This window comes from Sphingobacterium sp. Ag1 (assembly GCF_000988325.1).
Classification (GTDB): domain Bacteria; phylum Bacteroidota; class Bacteroidia; order Sphingobacteriales; family Sphingobacteriaceae; genus Sphingobacterium.
The window spans coordinates 54,391-76,321 of the sequence record NZ_LBGU01000032.1 but is presented as its reverse complement, the minus strand read 5'-3'; the positions used below and the strand labels follow the sequence as shown (position 1 = coordinate 76,321).

12 protein-coding genes and 1 tRNA gene are annotated in these 21,931 nt (G+C 42.2%); 3 read left to right on the top strand and 10 right to left on the bottom strand.

Annotated features, from left to right (window positions below; genetic code table 11):
* Nucleotides 1-16 precede the first annotated feature (16 nt).
* Complete coding sequence (locus tag AAW12_RS08045) at nucleotides 17-2,611, bottom strand: phosphatidylglycerol lysyltransferase domain-containing protein (RefSeq protein WP_046673100.1); 2,595 nt, start codon at nucleotides 2,609-2,611, stop codon at nucleotides 17-19.
* Nucleotides 2,612-2,735: 124 nt separating this feature from the next.
* Here AAW12_RS08045 and AAW12_RS08040 point away from each other — a divergent pair, with 124 nt between their 5' ends.
* On the top strand, nucleotides 2,736-3,971 hold the full coding sequence (locus tag AAW12_RS08040) for a glycosyltransferase (protein WP_046673099.1): 1,236 nt from the start codon (nucleotides 2,736-2,738) through the stop codon (nucleotides 3,969-3,971).
* 4 nt (nucleotides 3,972-3,975) lie between these two features.
* Here AAW12_RS08040 and AAW12_RS08035 read toward each other — a convergent pair whose 3' ends face one another.
* Both AAW12_RS08035 and dcd read right to left on the bottom strand, forming a co-directional pair.
* Entirely contained in the window at nucleotides 3,976-5,085 is a 1,110-nt protein-coding gene (locus tag AAW12_RS08035; protein ID WP_053003579.1) for an MBL fold metallo-hydrolase, read from the bottom strand.
* On the bottom strand, nucleotides 5,085-5,621 hold the full coding sequence (gene dcd, locus AAW12_RS08030) for a dCTP deaminase (protein ID WP_046673098.1): 537 nt from the start codon (nucleotides 5,619-5,621) through the stop codon (nucleotides 5,085-5,087). The genes AAW12_RS08035 and dcd overlap by 1 nt, the downstream gene beginning before the upstream one ends.
* A 119-nt stretch (nucleotides 5,622-5,740) precedes the next feature.
* On the opposite strand from dcd, the gene AAW12_RS08025 reads away from it, so the two are divergent.
* A complete protein-coding gene (locus AAW12_RS08025) occupies nucleotides 5,741-6,382 on the top strand; it encodes a 4'-phosphopantetheinyl transferase family protein (protein ID WP_046673097.1) in 642 nt (213 codons plus the stop codon).
* Between the two features lie 110 nt (nucleotides 6,383-6,492).
* Nucleotides 6,493-6,564 (top strand) — tRNA-Glu (locus AAW12_RS08020).
* A gap of 358 nt (nucleotides 6,565-6,922) precedes the next feature.
* Here AAW12_RS08020 and AAW12_RS08015 read toward each other — a convergent pair.
* The 7 genes from AAW12_RS08015 to AAW12_RS07985 form a co-directional block, all read right to left on the bottom strand.
* The gene (locus AAW12_RS08015; RefSeq protein WP_084823110.1) at nucleotides 6,923-8,266 is read right to left on the bottom strand and encodes a BT_3987 domain-containing protein; all 1,344 of its coding nucleotides are present in this window, start codon (nucleotides 8,264-8,266) and stop codon (nucleotides 6,923-6,925) included.
* Between the two features lie 25 nt (nucleotides 8,267-8,291).
* Nucleotides 8,292-10,133, bottom strand: a complete 1,842-nt coding sequence (locus AAW12_RS08010; RefSeq protein WP_197083999.1) for a RagB/SusD family nutrient uptake outer membrane protein — start codon at nucleotides 10,131-10,133, stop codon at nucleotides 8,292-8,294.
* An 11-nt stretch (nucleotides 10,134-10,144) separates the two neighbouring features.
* Nucleotides 10,145-13,462: a TonB-dependent receptor gene (locus AAW12_RS08005; RefSeq protein WP_046673155.1), complete on the bottom strand. Its 3,318-nt coding sequence runs from the start codon at nucleotides 13,460-13,462 to the stop codon at nucleotides 10,145-10,147.
* A gap of 180 nt (nucleotides 13,463-13,642) precedes the next feature.
* A complete protein-coding gene (locus AAW12_RS08000) occupies nucleotides 13,643-14,815 on the bottom strand; it encodes a FecR family protein (RefSeq protein ID WP_046673094.1) in 1,173 nt (390 codons plus the stop codon).
* 204 nt (nucleotides 14,816-15,019) lie between these two features.
* Entirely contained in the window at nucleotides 15,020-15,598 is a 579-nt protein-coding gene (locus AAW12_RS07995) for an RNA polymerase sigma factor (RefSeq protein ID WP_046673093.1), read from the bottom strand.
* Between the two features lie 141 nt (nucleotides 15,599-15,739).
* Nucleotides 15,740-18,523, bottom strand: coding sequence for a glycoside hydrolase family 2 (locus AAW12_RS07990; protein WP_046673092.1), 2,784 nt, complete (start codon nucleotides 18,521-18,523; stop codon nucleotides 15,740-15,742).
* Nucleotides 18,524-18,529: 6 nt separating this feature from the next.
* The gene (locus tag AAW12_RS07985) at nucleotides 18,530-21,898 is read right to left on the bottom strand and encodes a DUF5107 domain-containing protein (RefSeq protein WP_046673091.1); all 3,369 of its coding nucleotides are present in this window, start codon (nucleotides 21,896-21,898) and stop codon (nucleotides 18,530-18,532) included.
* Between the last annotated feature and the right edge of the window lie 33 nt (nucleotides 21,899-21,931).

Sequence of the window (21,931 nt, the reverse complement as noted above, 5' to 3'; positions counted from 1 at the left end):
ACGATCTACATGAAAGCTATTCATTCGGTTTCATCACTTTGACCAGTGCTACAGGAAGTTGTATGAGATCAAAATCGTCATCAAATATAAGGTATTTATTTTCCCAAAATGTCGCATACTTCTCTTTAAAGTCGCGCAGGCTATGATAATGTTTAAAGTTGCCCAATCGTGTTGAGGCAAATTTCATAATCTTTTCTGCGGGACTATCTGTCGCCCCCAACCCCGTCATTGGTACCATGCCCAAATTTAAATAGACGTATTTTTGAGCCTTAGCATACGCAATAAGCTCGACAATCAATGCGTCCATACTCCCGCCCGGCGCGTCAAGCGACTTCCGGATCATATCATAGGTGCACTCATCTTTGGCATAATCGGGAATAATATTCAGAAAGGCTACGATAGTATTCTGCTCATTTTTCAGTACAATGATATCTTGCAAAATAAGCTCATTTTCATCAAACGTCCCTTGCGAAAAAACCATTTCTTTTTTATCAAATGCGCTCAACCATTCATCAGATATCACTTTCAATTCGGCTATAACTTCTTTCTTTTGCGGTGCCTTCAAAACTTCCGTAGCAAAACCCTTTTTTTGAATTGCATTCAGCCCGTTACGCAAAGACTTTCGGTCTTTGCCCTCCAACTTAAATGTATCGAGTTCCAATACCGCCTCTTGTCCAATGGTGATCTTTTGCTTGCGCAGGGATGAAAAATGAACCAAACTATTTTCGTCAACGCGGTAATAAATGGCCTTTAATCCATTGGCATAACAATATTGATCAAATTCCTCGACTAGCTCTTCCTTATCCCCCTGTTCACAGACAGGTTCATCCAATACAATGGCAAATTCATTGGCCAAGCGATAGGCGGTAAATCCCTCGCATACTTCGGAGAAGAACAGACTCTTATCTTTTCCCAATTTAAAGAAATCCATGGGAGACTGTCCAAATTCGCGCAATAATTGTTCTGCACGTTCCAATTCAGAATGACTGGAGTCTTCATCTGCCAAGAGACGGGGGCGAGCTAACGCATAGATTAGGAGAAACCAGCAAAAAAGTCCAAGTACCTGGGTGATCCGCAGAAATTCTTGACCAAAAACAGTTTGGGGCATCAATTCATCATCGGCAAACAAGAGGAAACTCCGTGCTGTATGATAGATGGATTGTCGCCAGGTGAAGTCAACACCGAAATGCTGTTTATCAATGAAGTAGAAGCTCATTACGTCAAAAAGGCATATGGCTAGGAGAGCGACAAAAAATGTGATAAACCCAATTCGCACCCAGCGAATATTACTCTTGATCCGATATTGCTTATAGCTCATGGCCAGTAAAATCAAGGTCAATAAAGCAACCGAAGCTTCTTCATAGTCCAATGCCTTAAACACGTGCCCAAAAAGCGACAATGCGCTAAACACTACGGCGATCCAAAACGCAATTCGGAAACCTTTGATCAAGTAAGCCGAGGTTACCAACAGCCCTAAGCCCAACACTAACACCATAAATTTGGAAGCGTGAATTGCTTCTAAAGGCAAATAGAAACGATCAAGTTTCATCCGGTCGGCCAAAGGAGGCGTCAATACAGATACGAGATTTACCATGCCCAAGAAGAAGATAAGCAGCGCTGGGCCAATACGTGCCAGCAATTGCTTCCCACGCCATGCAAAAGCCAGAAGCCCCAGTACTAAAGGTAGCCAAAATTCGAATGCCCGATAGAGAATTGTAATGCCCAATCCTTCTGCCTGCGAGTAGCCGTAGGCTTTAAAAATATACAGCATAGTCAACTCTACGGCCCCAAGTCCCCGTAGAAAAGGAGAAACAATCATCAATACCACCGAAACAGTATAGGCAATAGCCGCAGCCTCGAAAGAGTGGTCCAAACCAAGGGCATACATACTTACAAAAGCATGGGCAATACCGCAGCATTCAACGACCATCGATGCCAGCATGGTACCCAACAAATATTTTAGCTTGACCTCTCCTGAAAATATTTCATCGATATTAGAGGCTACAGCAGGAAATTTTAGTTCAACCCAGCGATAGATGCCTTTGTGTGTTCTAAAAGACCAAACGAGCCAAAATACGACACCCAGAAGCAGCCCCAAAACCACCAATGAGATCCAGGCATCACCAAAATTTTTATTGTGCCAAATCGTATACAATATAACAGGTACTCCGATCAGAAAGACCGTCAGTAGTCCGACATAGCCATACAGCGCCCCTGCTTGATGAATTTGCGTCGTATTCAAATTTCTTTTTCGCAACTGCGTTGTGGTATATGCCAAAGAACTAATCCCACCCGCAGGCAGAAACACACTGAGTAAATTTCGCTTCAGGAAAAGATCAATGGCGATTCTCAGGTTAATAGAGAGGCCTATCGCTTTAAAACTCTGCACATACATCAATCCCTGAAGTACAATATAGACGAGAGTAATTCCTACGCCGACCAAAACCCAGGTTAGATTGGCCGCACGCAAATGTGGAATGATGGCAGCAAGCTCTTTTCGTTCATTTCTAAAAAATACAAAGGCCAACAAAATAACCAAAACAGCTATTAGTTCCTTCCAATAGGTCTTTGGTGAAAAATGTCGAATCCGTTGCGCAATAGTTTTGGCCATATAATCGTTTAATGATGAATAACCTTGAGATATAGTATAAACACGAAATAAAGCTAATCGTTTGAAAATGACTAATTGTTAATTTTTCGTCAATTCTTTTCACATTAATCAGTAATTTTCCGGCATGAAAGAGAAAAAGGTTTTGTTCATCGGACTGGTATGGCCAGAGCCAACATCTTCAGCAGCGGGCTTCCGTATGATGCAATTAATTGAGACGTTTGTTAATCGCTCTTATCAGATTACATTTGCTTCTGCTGCTGCCAAATCGCCGTATAGTGCACCTTTACAATCTCTCGGGATCCGGGAACAGGCCATCGTGCTGAATAGCAATAGCTTTGATGAATTTATTGCTCAGCTTAAGCCCGACATTGTTGTATTTGACCGCTTTATGGTAGAAGAGCAATATGGTTGGCGTGTTGCACAGCATTGTCCAGATGCACTCCGCGTACTTGACACGGAAGATTTGCATTTTTTGCGTCAGGCGAGACAGACATCTGTCAAAAATAACGGTGATTTTTCCTTTCAAGCGTTATTTACCGATACCGCCAAACGGGAAATTGCCGCGATATTGCGCAGCGACCTCTCGTTGATCATTTCCGAATCCGAAATGAAGATTCTTATCGAAGAATTTCGCATTTCACCCGATATTCTTTATTATCTCCCTTTTCTTGAAGATGAGATCACTGCAGCAGATGTGGAGCAATGGAACACCTTCGAAGAGCGCAAGAACTTATTATTTATTGGAAATTTTATTCATGAGCCCAACTGGCATACGGTACAATACCTAAAAACACAAATCTGGCCGCAATTACGGAGGATGCTCCCCAAAGTGGAATTACACATTTATGGCGCCTACGCAACCCAAAAAGTACTTCAGTTAAACAACCCAAAAGAGAATTTCCTGATCAAGGGCCGAGCGGAATCTGCTCGTCTAACCATGGAAAGTTACCGTCTACTGGTGGCTCCAATACAATTTGGTGCCGGTGTGAAAGGGAAGTTTATCGACGCCATGCAAACAGGTACACCAGCTGTCACCACGAAAGTTGGTGCAGAAGCCATGAAGGGCAATTTGGATTGGAATGGATTTATCGAAGACGATCCCGAAACGTTCTGCCGAAAGACTGTTGAGCTCTACGAAAATGAAGATCTTTGGAAAACGGCCCAAGAACATGGTATCCGTATTATCAACGAACGTTATGAAAAACGAAAGTATCAGTCCGATTTTATGACTAATCTATCTTTATTAAAAGTACAGATTGACAGGCATCGTCAACAAAACTTTATTAGTCAGATATTATTGCACCACACGATGCAGAGCACGAAATATATGTCTTTATGGATCGAGGAAAAAAATAAATAGATCCTTAGTTAACTTCCCGCCACCAAGGGGCGTATACGGTATCTAATTTATTCAAATGGATCATTTCCCCTATTTTTGGCGTAAGCAGTGTGATCTGTTCTTTGTTCGCCGTCTCGTAAAATTTCTCCATGGGCTCTTTCCAATCGTGCATCGCCAACGCGAATTTAGAAGAATGAACGGGCAAAACAGCTTGGGCTTTCAGATCCTTCGTTTCAGCAGCCCATTCATCAGGTAACGAATGTATATAATGCCAGGCGTCATTATACTGTCCATTTTCCAAGATCGCTAAATCAAAAGGACCAAATTGGTCACCTATTGTTTTGAAGTGCTTACCATACCCGCTATCTCCCCCCAAGAAAATGCTGTACTTAGCGGTTTTTAACACAAAGGATGTCCACAAGGTATTATTCCGTGTAAATCTACGTCCCGAAAAGTGCCTTGCGGGGGTGAAGGTTACTTGAAAATCGGGCGCCAGTTTTACCTGGTCATACCAATCCCCCTCGATGATCTGATCGTACTTGTATCCCCAAGATTCAAAATGCGCCCCTACTCCGAGACCACAGATCACCTGACCGACTTTATCCCGCAATTTCACAACAGTCTCATAGTCCAGATGATCGTAATGATCATGCGAGATAAACAAATAGTCAATTTTCGGAAAAACCATCGCCGCATAGTCGACCGACATCTTAAATGCTTTATTGCTCCCTGGGACGGGAGAAGCATTTGGACTGAATACTGGATCCACCACTATTAATTTTCCATCTAACTTCAATAGATAGGAGGAGTGACCAAACCAAATCAGCACATCATCTGCGGGAAGATGTGCTAAATCGCATTCCATAGCGGGCAATACACTGATCGGTTTTAAGTGGGGGTTCTTGTTGAAAAGGAAATCCCACAACAAAGAGACCATATTCACATCGCCTTTCAACGATGGTGTTACTTCGAGGTTATGAAAAATACCATTTTTAAAATTGGGGGACTGTTTCATACGTTCAACCCGAGCTCCCTTGAAACTTCCACCAAACATTGGATGAACAAAATAATAAAGCACGCTACTGATGAGCGCAATCAATAGCGTCGCTAATACAATCCATCCGACCGTTTTCATTAGAAGTTATTCTTCCACATCATCGACTCCACCGGACGGATGGTCTTGCCATTGTATTTTGCATTACCTTTGGTGTTATAAAATGTCTCGATATCGCCTTCTACAGCAAAATAGATCAATTGTCCAATTGGCATTCCTGCGTAAACCCGAACAGGCTGAGCAACCGAAATTTCCAAGGTCCAGGTATTACAGAAACCGACATCGCCCTTTCCTGCAGTTGCATGGATATCTATCCCTAAGCGACCAGTACTCGATTTGCCCTCTAAAAAAGGAACATGCTTATGTGTTTCGGTATACTCTTGCGTAACACCTAAATAAAGGGTGTTGGGCTCCAAGACGAAACCTTCTTCCGGGATTTCAAAATGCTGAATTTCATTGTGCTTCTTGGCATCAAGTACACGGTCTGCATACGTTGCCAAATATTTCCCCAAATGCACATCGTAGGAATTTGTTCCTAAACATTTACGATCAAATGGTTGAATGACAATGCTGCCATTTTCAATCTCTTCGAGAATTCTTTTATCAGATAAAATCATGTGTATCAAAATAGCAAAAGCATCAGGCCACGCTATACAAATTCAAAAATACAGTTCTCCCACTAATTTTACTTCATTTTTCAAAACAAAAATCTGCGATTTGTTTTTTACATTTGGGTATGAGTCTAGTGTATCTACGTGAAATTGATAGCCAAACCAAATTTGCAATTTGGCGAATTGAGGAATCGGACGACGATTTACTGTCGAAACTTCAATTGGATGAACGTGAAAAAGCGAAATTAGGGTCTTTCAATAAAGGGAAAAGACGGTTACATTGGCTTGCCACCCGTGTGCTGTTGCGCACCTTATTAAACACATCCCGTTATATAGATTGTCCATCTGATGCAAATGGCAAGCCTTATCTCGCCAATTTCCCCCAAAAAATATCACTTTCACACTCATTTGATTATGCCGCAGCTATGATCAGCACAAAAGGAGAGGTGGGTATCGACATGGAAATCATCAAAACAAAAGTAGAGCGCATCCAACATAAGTTTCTAAAACCTGCAGAGCTTGCATTCATCGCACAGGATGAGAACCGATATGAGCAGCTTTATGCTTGCTGGTGTGCTAAAGAAGCGATTTATAAACTTCAGGGGAATGCCGGCGTCTCCTTCTTGAATAACATGACGATACAACCATTCGACTATCAGTTGCAGGGCATATTAAAACTCGAACTCCACAGCGATCAACATACACATCTATATGACGTGCATTACGAGAAGTTCAATGAATATATGCTCGCTTACGCTGTAGAATAGGTTCTTTAAAAAAATAATTTTTCTCAATTTCAATGAATTAGCACACAGACAGCACTTTTTTTTTGCGTTTTTTGAAAAAGCTTCTATATTTGCATCATCGAAAACGATATGGCCCGTTCGTCTAGGGGTTAGGACGCAAGATTTTCATTCTTGAAACAGGGGTTCGATTCCCCTACGGGCTACAAAAAGCGACTTCAAAAGAGTCGCTTTTTTTATTTAAAGCCTATACCATTTATGTTCCCTAGCCTCCTGAAAAGCGTAGTACATATCCAGTGTTATCCCCTTCAAAAGGATACAACCTAATCTAGTGGCCTTTCTCTTCAAAATTTCCAAGTCGCATCCCCTTTGCGAAGAACGTCAGCTCAGCTTCGCTAAACAGCAAACCAGCATAAGGAAAGTAGAAACTTCCGGTTTACGCCATTAAGCACCGTCGCACTTCAAGCAAAAAAGTCACTCCGGAAAATGGAGTGACTTTCAGATCTGCCAAATTGTATATTAGACTATACTTGATGTTGTATTATAGCTAATTTCGGATGTATTTTATAATCCTTTGACATATACTTCTGCTATAGCAGATGAAGGCGGACGATTACTTGCTGTTACCGTACATTTTAAATAACGGGCTTTTGTCGTCGGAACATTCACGGCCAACGTCGATTTGGGACTGTTTGTTCCGAAATCAATCTTCCCTATTGGAACATATGTTTTATTGTCATTACTAGTCGAAAACTCAACGACTTTTAAGTCATTATTCCATAACCTTCTTGTTAATTCAATCATCATCACATTATATTCCTTTCCAAAATCTATTATGACATAATGCGGTAATGGGGGTTCTCCTCCCATCCAGACATTATGCCAGTAGGTATCGGGATTCCCGTCCAATATATTTTCCTTTTCACCTCCGCCAATCCATTCGGAAGAAGCCGCAATTACTTTCCAGCCACTACGGGGGATATCTGGCGGTTGAAAGGACACTGGAACCAATATTGTCGAAGCATCGGGGTTAATACCATTTTTTGAAACAGACTTAATCCGTAAAGGCAACGCATACTCCCCAAATAAATTGGTTGTTCCATCAATAAGTCCTTTTTTCAGAATAGTGTATGAAAAACTCGTTTTATTCTCCTTTTCAGCAATTTTATAAGGCGCAGGTAAAAGCTGATAGGCCGCTTTTGGTAGTAATTTCAACTTCTTATCGTCTGATACCGTTCCGTTGTAATTATCCAAAATCACGGGATCCACTTCAATTTCATAGTCAAGATTCCATTGATTGGGATAATTGGTGACCAATGTCGCTTTTCCTACGACCTGTTCAGCTCCTGTGGGGCTCAGTTTGATCTGATCAAGCTGCAGACCCGGTGAAGTGAATTCCAAAAATGGGTCTTTAACGTTAGGAATCAACAATGTCGTTGCCATTTCAGGTTTCAGCGCATGTAACACCCCTCCCTCTGCTTCAATGCGGCACGGAAGCACATATAATTCCTTATATTTTCCTTGCAGCACTTTTATGCGCTCAGTGTCAAAAGCAACTGCAATATCCTGCAGATAATCCTTTTTTTCAAAGGCTAGTGTTGTATTTGCAATTTTATAGCAGTCAGCAGGAAGCAGCTTATAATTTGTCCCTTGCTGCGCGTTATAGGCTGCTAGGTACGCTTCGTCAATCTTGAAGTTTATCTTTGCTTCCTGTTGCCCAATTCCAGCCTTAACAACAGTTACATTATAATCAAATTTTCCCCAGTCAAATACCGTTATTTTATTCTCTTTGAAATCTCTGAAATAAATGGTGTCGTCGACCATGTTGTTCATTCGATCATCCTTTTGACATCCATTCATCAGGAAAAGTGTCAACAGGAGAACACAATAGGATATATAATTTCTCATCGTTTTCAGTATTATTTAATAAGTACTACCATCCATAGTTCTGTGTAATGTTGATCATCTCGCTCAGTTGCTTTTGCTGTATCGGGAAGAAATAATGTTTGGCCTGAAAACTTCGCTTTCCAGGAAAAACATCTTTGGTCCGTTCCCAAGAGGATTCATAAGAAGTTGCGGCAACATTACGGGTATAATAGGGCTCATTCATTTCTTCCTCTGCAATCATCCAGGTTCTCAGATCGGGGTAACGATGGCCTTCAAATGCCAATTCGACCATTCTTTCTTTTCGCAGCAATACCCGCAGGAGTTCTTTATTTCCCCGAACCTCTGGATAAGCAACTTCCAAGTCGTTCAAGCCGCTCCGTTTACGCACCAGATTGATATATTTTAACGCCTCCACTTCATCACGAGCAGGTTTTTCATTGCAAGCCTCCGCGTAGTTTAGATAGATCTCAGCCAGACGATAATAGGGCCATGCAAACTGCCCCCAGTTACCTGCTTCGATATCATTTGTTGGGTCACTCATTCTCCGCCACAAGTAGCCTGATTTTACGCAGTCCCCTGTTTTCGTATACGAAGATGTTCCGCCATCAAAGAATGTCACCTGTCTGGGTTGAGGTTTTGGATTGGTCCAATACATTCCATTTGCCAAAATGGATGCGTAGAAACGTGCATCCCTTCCGACACAACTGTTGTGCGCCTTAAAAGAGGCAAAATTGTCCAAGGGATGCACATAGTTATCTGTAAACCCCGTTTCTTGGTATCCTGATTTTTCATCAATTATAGGCTGTCCATTGCTACTGTAACCTGTAATCGGGTAGCGTCCTGAACTTGCCATCGGATAGGTGTCGACCAGTTTTAGCGAAGGTGCATAACCGCCCCAGCCCATCGTCACAACTCGCGGTGGAGCCGTACGGACGTTATAATTGAAGCCGTCATCAGACCATCTTCCCCAAATAATTTCCGAATTCCACTTATCAAAATAAATACCCATATAGGATTTAATTGCACGTCGAAAAGAGTTCGTCTCTTTGTTATCTTGGTAAAGTGCATACACATTCAGATCAATCAACGCTTTGGCAGATTTGGCCGCAAGCTCCCATTTATTGGGATCTGCTGTTTGTGGGAATAAGAATTCACCGCTTTTATTCCTTATTCCTATATAAAGTTTCGCTCCGTTAAATAGTGGCCTAGCCATATACAGCAGTAATTCAGATTTTGCGGCCATCACAGCCCCTTTTGTCAATCGACCATACCAGGCTTGATCAGTTATTTCCTGTGGCAATACGGCACTTGCTTTATCAAATTCAGAAAGTATGAAATCCACATTTGTCTGCAAAGACATACGATCTACTGTTGTTGGATCAATTTTACTATCGGGAGCACGATCGCCCCATACAAATACAGGTCCATATCTTTTTAAAAGCAGATAATAAAAATAGGCTCTTAAGAAACGGGCTTCGGCTTTCATAATATCTTTAGTAGCAGCACTCAATTCCACATTTCGATCAATATTTTCAATGAAAATGGTTGCCTGATTAATCCCTTTATAATTCTGTTCCCAAGTTGTATAATCCTGGGTTGTCACGCCCCATGCCCCATTCGCAAAGTTAAGCCACGGAACCCAGGCTACCCATGAAAATAAGGCTTCATCACTCAGCGGAACATTTCCGCCTTCACCATTGAACATATCATGTTCTATAGGCAAATAGCCATACACCTGAGCCAGATACTGTTCCGTGGTTTTCCGTTTATTAAAAACCTCTTCTAAAGTCATTTGATTTTCTAGATCCACGTCGAGATATTTGCTACATGCCCCGAGGGAAAATACCAGTAATAGGCAGGAAATCGAGTATATATACTTTTTCATCATTATCTTTCAGATTAAAGTGTCACACTTAAACCAACATTAAAAACACGCATTTGAGGATAGCTGCTTCCTGACACTGTTTCCAGTTCAGGATCCCACAACTTGAACTTACTGAACGTGAACACATTTACGCCTTGCGCATAAATACGCACGATTGACATTTTCCATTTTTCCGTGAGCTGCTTTGGCAACGTATAGCCCAATTCTAGATTCTTCAAACGGATAAAGCTCATATCGCGTTGCCATAAAGTGGAAGCTTGAGAGTTATTGGCAATATTAAATGAGAGCCGGGGATAAGTTGCATTTGGATTAGGGTTGTCTGCACTCCAGCGGTGATCAGCGACATCCGAATAGATCTGTCCATAGCCCCAGATGTTGCCAGTCTGACCATATAGAGGTCCTCCCGCTATAATCCGGGATATTTGTCCGACTCCATGGAAAAAAGCCGATAGATCAAATCCCTTCCAAGATACACTGGCGCCAAATCCATAATTCCATTGTGGCATATCTGTATCACCTATCGCTACTTTATCTTCTTCTGTAATTTCGCCGTCGCCATTGATGTCCCGATATTTTACATCACCGGGACGTATCACATCGCCATAGCGTTGAATCGGGCTATGCGCGATTTCCTCTTCTGACTGAAACAGCCCCAAAGCAATTAATCCGCGCTGCTGTCCCCAACGTTGTCCTATTTCAGACTGATATGCCCATCTCGGAATTGGCTTGTCATCAAATAATTTTTTATTTCGATTGTAAGTTAGATTACCCCGGACCTGTATGCCGACCTCCCCCTGGCGATGATTAAATTCCAAGGATCCTTCGGCTCCTTTATTTTGCATCTGTCCAATATTAACATAGGGTTTTACATTAATTCCCACGATGGAAGGCACACTTTCCTGAAGAATGTAAATTCCATCACGCTTCTCCGCAAAATAATCGGCCTGTATGGTCAATTTGTTGAAAAGGCTTAACTCAACCCCGATGTTACGCTTTAATGCACTTTCCCAGGCAACCAGTGGATTCCCCGGATAACCGGTTGCTATACCCTGAAGATAATTTTTGCCACCAATGCCGAAAGAATAGCCACCATCGAGCTTCATTTCTGAATTGTAAGCAAATCGACGTGAACCACCGATTTTATCGCTACCAATCCGACCAATTGACCCCCGAATTTTCAGAAAGTTAACGACAGGCAATAGCGACTTAAAGAACGCTTCATTACTAATAACATAGCCCATAGCCAAGGAAGGAAAGAAACCAAAACGTTTCTTTGGCGCAAAGTTCTCAGATCCATTGTAGCCAAAGTTACCTTCGATAAAGTAACGGTCCTGGTAGGAATAGGTCAAACGTGAAGCAATCCCCGTATTGCGATAGGGGAATGCTGCGATATAATCCCGTTCTGGAAAGTTATTTGTCCGCTCGCGCATGGAGAATAAAAATAGGCCTCCGACGCGATGCTTGTCACCAAACAACTGGTCATACATCAGGGAACTTTCAAAATTAGTCGCACGCTCTCCCGAATGATAGTCGGCTAAAGCAAGATAATCGCTGCCATTACCGTTATCTTTTAAAATAAGATTCCCTTCGCTGTCCCGCGGTTTTGTTTTGTCAACATAATAGGTGGTTGGTGCCTTTCTTTTGTCTAATGTCGAAGAGTTCTTTGCATCCCAGGAAAACTTAACATTCGCTTTTAAACCGGGAGTTATCAACTCCGAAAAATCTTGCGTGATACCAATCAACGACTGCGCATTATTCCAGAAATCCTTCGAGAATCCAGTGGTATTGAGCGAATAATATGGATTTTGTCCTCCTTGTGGCTGTGCATAGGCGCCATTTGAAAATTGGGTAGGTGTTGCCACTGGTGTGGTGTGGAGCACAATATCATACATATCACCCAAATTTACACCTAATCGGTTTTTTGTTTCGTATTGATTGGAGAGGTTTAGGTTTACTTCAGTCGATCGAGACAGTCTAATATCAACATTCGATCTAAAATTAATCCGGTCAAAATTCACAGATGGATCATAATTCGATGTCTTTCGAGGCTGAAAGATACCGTTCTCTTTCATATAAGAACCCGACACGTAATATTTAATAAAATCTCCTCCTCCGGTCACATTTACATTCAAACGTTCATTTGATGTTCTCTTTTTAAAGATCTCTTGCATCCAATCCACATTTGGATAGACATCTGGATCTACTTTATTCACATATTTATTTATCTCTTCTTGTGTCAATGGGGCTTTTCCAGAAACTTCAAAATTGATATCGTTATAATAATCTAACCATTGAGCAGCATTTGCCAATTTCGGTAGGACAACAGGCTCCAACATACCGCGCTCAACACGTGCATTGATACTCGGTTTAACACTTTTCTTTCCCCTTTTTGTTGTAATGATCACAATACCATTTGCTCCTCTTACGCCATACACGGCTGTGGCAGTTGCATCTTTCAAGACAGAGAATGACTCGACATCCTCGGGGTCTACGAGGTCCATTGGACGTTCGATCCCGTCCACCAATACCAGTGGACCGGTCCCACCTGCAAAACTGCTCACCCCACGTATCCAAAATGACGTTGCAGAGCCGGGCTCTCCCGAACCTTGAACCGTAACAACACCTGCCATCTGTCCCGCCAATGCGCTGCTGATCTTAGCAACGGGAGTTTTTAACTGTTGCGGGGAAACGCTACTAATTGCACCCACCACGCTAATTTTACGTTGCTTTCCATAAGCAACAACTACAGCTTCCTCCAGATCGCTTACCGCAGGCTCCAAAGTGATCTTCAGCTGATTTGACGCACTAATATTCTGCTCAAACGACTGAAATCCTACGAGCGAAAACTGCAGCACCTTATGCTGATCTTCAATTTCCAAGGCAAATTGCCCCTGCGCATCGGTCTTCGTTCCAATAGTTGTCCCCTTAACCGCAACCGTAACACTTTCCAATGGCGCTCCCTTACTATCAGACACAACCCCTGTTATTCTACGCCGCTGCAAGAACACCGCGGTGCTGGAAGCAACTTGCGGAGAACCCACCTTGGCCATAATCAATACCGTGTTCAGATTCAATTCGTAAGTCAGGTTTCTTTCCGACAGAAACTCTTGTAGGACCTCTTTAAAGTTTTTGTGATTTGCTTTAATGGTCACTCTTTTTTGTTTGTTAATCAAACTGTTATTGTACAAAAACTCGTACCCCGTTTGTTTTTGAATCTCATCCAGGACGTCCACCAAACGTCCATTTTTTATATCCAATGTCACTTGTTGACCAAAGCTAGATGCATGAACATGCACCATGGAGATGATGAGGATTAGTATGCATACTTTCATCCTGATAAATGCTTTTACAAAGAATTTTTGTGTAAAAAAGCAACTTTTGCTATTCCTTTTATACATTTGTATAGGTTTGGTGTTAAATGATTTATAACTCAATTAGGTTTATTTAATTGCTAAACTACGATCGGGAGTGTTGCGAGCACTTCCGATTACTTTTAGCTCAAAGTCTCATTGTTACATAACAAGGACCCTCCCATCCTGAATTTTAAATTTATAATTGGATATTTTTTCCAGCTGCCGGAGTAAATCCGAGAGCTTTTTGGTCCGCTTTATCATCCCCGTAAATTTATCGGTGGACGATGAATTCACCTTCACTTCTTTGATATCATACCATTCGCCCACTTTTTGCAAGACAGTCTCAATATTATCTTCTGTGAAGCGGAAGAAGCCATCCCGCCAAGCGAGAACCTCCTTTAGGTCGGCTTCCTGTACAGCAATTTGTTTCGTAAGCAGATTGGTTTGTGCCTGCATTCCAGGACTTAAAATCTGCTGATTATGCCCCGCACTTACAGCAACCTTACCTTTGATTAAAGTGGTCAGGATTTTAGTTTTGCTGAGATCAGAGGCAATATTGAATTGCGTTCCCAATACTTTGACCTGGGTTTGTTTCGTCTGAACAATAAAAGGTTTACTACTGTCATGGGTGACATCAAAATAGGCTTCCCCATCCAAGAATACCGTTCGGGTATGTTCATCAAAATGTGTCGGATAGGTCAAGCTCGCGCCCGAGTTTAGTTGAACTTGCGTGCCATCAACCAACTTCACGGTCAATGCGCTACCTTTTGGGCTGAGGAAAGTTCTCAGCTCGGACCTGCCCTCGCCATTATTTTTAACTTGATATACTACTGTGCCATCAGTTGCCTTAACGATGCTCAGACCGTTTTTGTCCAAGGTTTCAGGGTGATCTTCTGAAATTGAATATTGATCACCATTGGAAAGTTTAAGTATAGGCGCACCGTTTTCTGGCAAGGCGATTTCCCTTGGTGAGACGGCTTGTTGAAAAGTTGTTTGCTTCGCGCTTTGTTGGACCAGAAACAGAATTGAAAAACAAAAAACAACAATTGCGGCCGCAATCCCCCCCAATCTGATATAGTGCAGCTTTAATTTTCTTTCATCTCCTATCTCTTCTTGATGTTCCCCTATTCGACTTGAGATCTGATTTAAAACCTGATCCCTGTTAAATAGCTCCGAGCGTTCAGGAATCCTTTCGCCCATACGTTCAAAAAGATCAGAGAACTCAGTTTCTTCCAGCTGATCTAATTGATCTAGCATCTCCTTCAATTCCGAACGAGAGATTGTATTCCTAAAATAATGGGTTAGCAAATAGCGTAGTCTTTCTTCTTGCATGGTCAAATTGGTTCGTACTTTCTAAGTATTTATTTCAGTACACCGCAAAAACAGAAAAGGACTACACGAAGAAATATTTTTTTTATTTTTTTTAGATCCTTATGAAATTGTTATAGGTATAAAATTTTCAATGGAACTTCAGTCCAACTGCTTAGCATATCGATAAGCAGTTAGGAGAATATCCATCAATCAATGAAATCCTTTTCAGAAAAAATAGAAAAATAAGGATAATAGCGGATTTCGTCCAGAACGGACTTGTTTTAAATGTTTCGATGCTCTGGCAAGATGGTTTTTTACCGTGTTTTTAGAAAGATTGAGTTCCGCTGCAATTTGATTGTGGGGTATTCCTTCAATTCGGCTTAATGTAAAAACGAGTTTTTGTTGTTCAGGTAGTTGAGCAAGGTAATTTTCAATTTCATCGGCAAGTTCCTTTCGTTCTATTAAACCATCGGCCCTATCCGAATGATGTTCAATATGGTAATATAGAAGCTCAAAGGCCGAATGAGAACGTTTGATGCTTCTTAGTTTATTGAAACACTCTCTTTTTGTCAATACGTAAAGGAACGGCCAGAGATCCACATCCTGTTTTATACTTTCTCTATTGGTCCACAGTTTCACGAAAACTTCCTGCACAACATCCTCGCTCCAACCTGTATCTTTCAGCAAGTGGAAAGATACATCGAAAATGCGGTCTGCATATCGTTCGTAAAGTTTTGGTAAAACAGCCTGCTTCCCTATAGAGAGCGCTTGGATCAAATTGGCTTCATCATTTTCTTTTCTCATAACTAAAGCTCCCAATCTTCAGTTTATTGGTCATTGTGCTTTTCAGGTAACAATTAGATTACAAGGCCAAGTTAACAATTATTTCTACATATTTATTTTAAAAAATCAAGTATATTAAATTTTCCCAAAGCGATCTTATCGTTAATAGATCGCTTTAGGTTCAGATTTTTCCTGTGCTTCTTTGTAGCGCAATACCTGCGATAGCATAGCTGGATTTTCGATTACTTTGGGCCTAAACTTTGTACTGTTCATATACGTTAAGATAGAGCCTAACAGCTGTTTCGCCACGGGTCTGTTGGCTAGATCTGCCTCCAGATCAAACGAAGCAATCATCAGTTTGCCCGCTCCGACTGTCCCTTCAAAAAGAGAGGCTAATCTCCTATTATTAGCAAAGTTATCAATGAGCTCTACAACTGCATTCCCGCCTTTGATCTGATCCGTAATTAGCGTAGTCGATTTAATTTGGAGATCCCACCATTGCCAGTCTGTGTGATTATCTGTTGGGAAATCGGCAAATACAGGGTGTTTAGGGTCACAAAGTAGGCCCATGGTACCGGCCTGTTTTGGAAAATGTACTGGGCTCCAAAAAACAGGAACGAACTTTCCTTCAATGCCGTCTATTTTCTTCCAATCGGGATTTAAAAGCACCTTTTTCCCTTCTTTCAGTAAGCGCATCGCTTCCGCCAGTTCGCGCGTATAGCTCACTTCCCCAAAATCAACTGCGACCTGTTGAGGGTATACCCAAATATTCCAATGATTTTCATAGGATGTACCTTCCAGTTTAAGTTGAATTGTCAATTTCTTCGCCCGTCCAATTGCTTGTAATGGTACCTCAAAATGTCCCACATGGCCTTGATGCCCCTTTTCAATGGTCGACTGAAAATGTCCTTGTGCGATTATTTTTCCCCCATCCTTCAGGAACCAGCTAATCCCCTGATTCTTCAAAACCGCCTGACCATAATTACTCACATCGATAGAAGCTTCGAACGTTTCATTGTTGGTATATACAGCTTTCGCAAACTGGAGCAAAGGCACTACAGGAGCGCTAAATTGTCGAAATTCGGCCGCAGGAAGTATATCTTTACTGTCCCAAAAAGCATCTAATAATCCTACCAGCGCCGTTCCCTGACCTGGGAAATCATGAAGATCAAGGAGCTGATAACCGCTGATACCGGGTGTCTTCAATGCTCTTTCCATCTCCTCCTTATATAGAATAGAAGCCAATTTTCCTGAGGACATCGTATATGCTTTGGCCTTATGTAATAATCCCTTTTGTTTCAGATCTTCTGCTACAGAAATGAAGTTTAGCGGTTTTAGAACACCTTCATATTTTTTGATTTCGGCGAGATTGGGATAGACAGCATATTGTCCAATTTCATGCGTCACGACCGGAATCGAAATTCCTTCCAAAGCATTGCTATAATTTTTATTAAAGGTAGGTGCTTCACTATTAAATACACCTTGTCCCCGCACCCAGCCCCTGGCCGTCCACTGGGTGATCAGATAATCATCATAGGGCTCTTCCTTCACACCATGCCCTTGCTGGAATGTAAAAGAAGTTGCCGTATAAAGATGCCGTCTGTCTTTCTCCTTTAGGTGTTTTACTAAAGCATTCAGCGCGTTGAAATCACCACTCAATTCATTACCCATACTCCAAAAGCAAAAGGATGGATGATTTCCATAGGTCTCTATTATTCGATCGGCCTCTTCATACAGAAAATTCATCACGCCCTCATCTTTACCAATATTATTCTCCCAGATCGGCAACTCAATCTGAAGATAGAAACCCAATTCGTCGGCAACAGCAAAGGCCGCCTCGGGAGGACACCATGAATGAAACCGCAGATGATTTAGTCCCCATTCGCGCGCTGTCCGAAAGACTTTCCGCCAACCGGCCTTATCCATTGGCGGATGTCCTGTTAACGGGAAAATACTGCATTCCAATGTTCCTCTCAAAAATAAAGGCTCACCATTGACTTTTAGCATTGTCCCATCAGTAGAAAGCTCACGCATACCTATTGAGGTACGCAACGTTGATACGGCATCTGCAGCTTTCAACTCCACACCGATGTCGTACAAATGCGGCGAAAATTCGCTCCAAAGTTTCAGTCTATCCCCAAGAAGGTAGCTTAGGTTGATCGTTGAATCCCCCCGCGAGAGCTGAATAGTTTTTTCAACTGGTGGTAGGGAACCCCTATTGTCTTTTACCGCTATTTTCAGTTTACCGACAACGCCCTTTGCTAGTTTGTTTCGGAGATTGATCTGCAGATTGATTTCCTTCTTCGCTAGATTAGGGCTAGCATACACCGACTTCAGACGCACCGCATCATAGGCCTGAATAGCAATCTTTCCAAGAATACCATTCCAAATAATTTGGGTGTGATCGGTATAAGCATGCGCCATATCATCAACGCTGATGGGGAGTTTTTTTCTGTTATCTACGCGAATTGTCAACCGATGTTTCTTCCCAGCTTTCAGAAGTGAGCTTAAGTCAAACTCATGCGGACTGACAAGGCTACGTTGATTTTGGACCACTGCTACCCCGTCGATCCAAATCATGGACTCCCAAAGAACACGCTCGAGGGTTAAGATCATCTCCTTACCAGCCCAACCTGCCGGAATTAAAAGTTCCCGTGTATACCATGCTGCTCCCACATAACGATGTGCTCGCGTTAAATGCGAAAGTTGAGGTTTGGCAAGAGCAGGTGTCAACGTATTTAAGGCTCCTAAACCCGCATCATCTGTTGTTCCTGGTAATTTAATCGATGTTTCGAACGATTTACCAGCCCAGCCCTGCTCAATACCGACATCTTCGGGATCAAGCCGAACTTTCCACTCACCTGCAAGGTCAAGCTGATTTAGTCCATCTGCCCAGGCCGTGTAACTTTGAAATAGAATGACGAATACTATGATATAGCGATACATACGAAATTATTTCTTTAAAGAAGTTTCACTTAAGAAAGAATGCATGATAGCCTGGCTCCCTTGGTGATTGGGATCCAACTGCAGAACTTGCGATAAATAATCCATTGCCAGAGCACGATCCCCATTCCCCAAATACCCCAATCCCATGACATACAGACAATGTATTTTATTCTTATCATCCAGATTTTCCTCCCAAATATCCATATCAGGTAAGGAAACTGCAAAATAATCTATTTTAAAAGGCTTGTCAATATATAACTTTCCATGATCTATTAAGCATTGAAAGCGTTGTTCAGCTCGCCCTGGATCACCAAGCTCATGCCAGGCTAAACCTTGATAGAATATCTTATCTGGTTGTGGATCATTATAGAAAAGGGCTTGCTGGGGTTCATCAGCACCTTCTGTTGCTTTATAGAAATAAACCTTAGCTTCTTCTTCCCGACCCAATAAACGATAGACAAGCCCTTTATAATAGTGAATGTCGTTTTCCTCCATGGTAATCAGCTTACCTTCACCAAGATTATGTGGGTAATAATCAATTGCCTCTAGCAAGGAAAGCGCCTGCTGCAGTTCACTCTGCAGTATCGATTTTTTGGCCAATTCCAGCTGAGATATCGTGTACTGACGAGAGACCTTTCCTTCTCCTCCTTCCCAGGGCTTAAACTGCCGCGAAGCAAGCAACGTTTTCGCGCGCTCGTATTCGCCCAACAGATTAAACAGGGTGATCCGCTCCAAGAATAGATCATCTCTAAGCGTCACCAAATCCGGATATCGATCGAGTAACGCCAACCTCTCTTTGTAAGGACGGCCCTCCTTCTTGTAGAGCTGATGAAGCTCCATGAGTAAACGTGCATCAGTTTCATCCAATGAAAATGCCCGCTCCAATAAAGTCACGGCATCTTTCTTCTTGCCTATCCGATTATAATAAGCTAAGGCCAGATTGCGAAAAACGGTAGGAAACTGTCCATCCAACTGGATCGCATGCTCCCAACAGTCTGCCGCATCCTGATGCTGTCTTTTTCCATACCAAAGATTGCCCAAATAATACGAGGCCTTTGCGTCAGCATCATTTAAACCGATGGCATGTCGGAGAATTGCAATCTCTTCCAAACGATTTGGAAAACAATAGGTAGGATCCATAGTCATGGCCTGATCACAGTAACTCTTTGCCCTGTCGCGCAAGCCTAACTGGGTCGCAAAATAACCTAACGTATAATATACCATAGGGTAAACTAAGGTTACATCTTCAATGTTTTTTTCCAGCAGTAACGATGCCTCTTCATACAGACCGGCATGCGCAAAATCCAATGCGTACTCTATCACACTATGAATATTAACCCGCGCTAAATCGAGAATAGGAGAAAAAATGGATTCTTCTTTATTTAACAGGTACCATTCGAATCGACAACCCATATTAAAGGGATCCAATTCCATTGATTCCTGAATAAATGCTAAAGCGGCATCTTTTGCCCCAAGTTTTCTTAAAATAGAGGCCTTCAGCTGTCGTCCTTTGTGGTGATACCAGTTTCGGCTCAATGAGTGATCTATTTTTTCCAAAGCAGCTTTCCAATCGCCTCTCTTCGCATCAATTTGTGCCAAACCAAAATAGCCAGAATCCTTCCAGGCGGCATTCCAGGTTGCTTTGTAGAAAGCTGCATAAGCTCCATTCAAATCCCCAGATAGTTGCAGAGCTACACCTAGGTTGTAATAAGGTTCTCCATCATAAGGATTGGGATTACGCTCCGTAGCGCGTGCGATAGCGGTCTCAAAATAAGGAATCGACGCATTGATCTTACCGCTTCGCAACAAGAAAGCACCCATTGCATTATTACATCGGATATCGTTCGGTTCACGTCGCAGCGCTTCCTTATAATAATCCAATGGATTATAAGTTGCATGTCGGTACTGTTCCAAATGCTGTCCCGTCAAAAACAATTCTTCGATAGAACGAATATCTTCGGGTAGCAATGCTGCCTGTGCTGGTTTGGGCATATCTTTAGCATCCTTTGCCTGCTCTTGCTGGTAGACCAATATTTCATGGTTATTTTTATCATACACAGTCAATAGGAGTTCGGTTGGATCACCGTCCAATCCAGCAACACTTTGGGTATAAATATTCCGAGGAGAACAGTCCGCTTGCTCGTCCAAATAGATTTTACCTACCGTATTGCGTAACAAAATACGTATACCTTCATACGTCCCCGTTGTATATAAGACAATGTGAGCTGTCTGCTCCCTAACCTCCATATTGAGCACCACATCTTTTGTTGCATTTTTCACCTGTCCGACCTCTGCGTAAGGCATAAAATACTGAGACCAGGATTTCACTTCATAAGGTTGTAACCAAGCAAAATCAGGCTGATTATCGGTATATACACCGGCCATCAATTCAATATACGGTCCATTTTCATCGGTCAAGTTTCTATCCCAGGCGACACCAAAATCACCATTTCCCCAGGTCCACTGTTTTTTCCCGGGTGAAATGTGATGATCGGCCACATGCAACATCCCCGCATTGGTCGCACCGGCCTCATAGCCGCCAACGAAATTGTATTTCGATTGAATGGCCATATAGGAGGTCGGAACAGGAATATTCTTGTATTGCGCTATATCAACACCAGCTGAGTAATCGTACTTGTAGTAAGTCCCCCGAGCAATTGGGAAAGAGGAAACCTCTCGCTTTCCATGATCAAAAACGGCATTGACGTCGGGAGGGAAGACGGAAAAATAGTCATCATTCACAACAACAGCCGGATTGGCCCACCACAGAAAGGTTTGTGACAATGCTGTCCGATTATACACCTGAACCTTGATTTCTAGATATGCTTTGTCGGGATGCAATGTAAATCCCTGCATGGCCTTCATCCGAAACATACGTTCGATTTCGTTGCACCAAACCGTAATGCTTCCATCGCTGTTGTATTCGATTAAATGCTCTGTTGGCATAAAAGTAGTCGGTCGATGATGCTGTGGCCAATTAAATTCAATCCCTCCCGAAATCCAAGGGCCAGTAAGCCCTACCAAAGCCGGCTTGATCACTTCATTATAATAAACAAAATGTCGTTCTCGGACTTTATCATAAGCCATATGAACCCGCCCACCTAAGGCTGGAAGAATCATCACCTTGATATATTCATTTTCAAGAAATAGCGCTTGATAGATCTTATTTCGCTTCTGATCGCTAATTTTCTCTATGATCGGATAAGGATATACTACCCCTGAGCTACCTTGATATACGCGTTTTTCAGCAAATATGGGATTTTTCTCCATTATTCCAATCTCGTATGTTGGAATAGCAACCTGCTCCTCCCATGCTTTTACAATCCCTTTCTGGTCTACTGTTGATTTTATGAGATAACGAGTTAATTCTGTCATTTTCTTGATACGCTAATAGGTTTATATAGGTCG

Excerpts from the sequence above, each read along its gene's own strand:
- AAW12_RS08000 (WP_046673094.1), bottom strand. The coding sequence starts at position 14,815 with ATGCAAGAAGAAAGACTACGCTATTTGCTAACCCATTATTTTAGGAAT.
- AAW12_RS07985 (WP_046673091.1), bottom strand. The coding sequence starts at position 21,898 with ATGACAGAATTAACTCGTTATCTCATAAAATCAACAGTAGACCAGAAA.
- AAW12_RS08010 (WP_197083999.1), bottom strand. The coding sequence starts at position 10,133 with ATGATGAAAAAGTATATATACTCGATTTCCTGCCTATTACTGGTATTT.
- AAW12_RS08035 (WP_053003579.1), bottom strand. The coding sequence starts at position 5,085 with ATGAAAACGGTCGGATGGATTGTATTAGCGACGCTATTGATTGCGCTC.
- AAW12_RS07995 (WP_046673093.1), bottom strand. The coding sequence starts at position 15,598 with ATGAGAAAAGAAAATGATGAAGCCAATTTGATCCAAGCGCTCTCTATA.
- AAW12_RS08005 (WP_046673155.1), bottom strand. The coding sequence starts at position 13,462 with ATGAAAGTATGCATACTAATCCTCATCATCTCCATGGTGCATGTTCAT.
- dcd (WP_046673098.1), bottom strand. The coding sequence starts at position 5,621 with ATGATTTTATCTGATAAAAGAATTCTCGAAGAGATTGAAAATGGCAGC.
- AAW12_RS08040 (WP_046673099.1), top strand. The coding sequence starts at position 2,736 with ATGAAAGAGAAAAAGGTTTTGTTCATCGGACTGGTATGGCCAGAGCCA.
- AAW12_RS07990 (WP_046673092.1), bottom strand. The coding sequence starts at position 18,523 with ATGTATCGCTATATCATAGTATTCGTCATTCTATTTCAAAGTTACACG.
- AAW12_RS08045 (WP_046673100.1), bottom strand. The coding sequence starts at position 2,611 with ATGGCCAAAACTATTGCGCAACGGATTCGACATTTTTCACCAAAGACC.
- AAW12_RS08015 (WP_084823110.1), bottom strand. The coding sequence starts at position 8,266 with ATGAGAAATTATATATCCTATTGTGTTCTCCTGTTGACACTTTTCCTG.
- AAW12_RS08025 (WP_046673097.1), top strand. The coding sequence starts at position 5,741 with ATGAGTCTAGTGTATCTACGTGAAATTGATAGCCAAACCAAATTTGCA.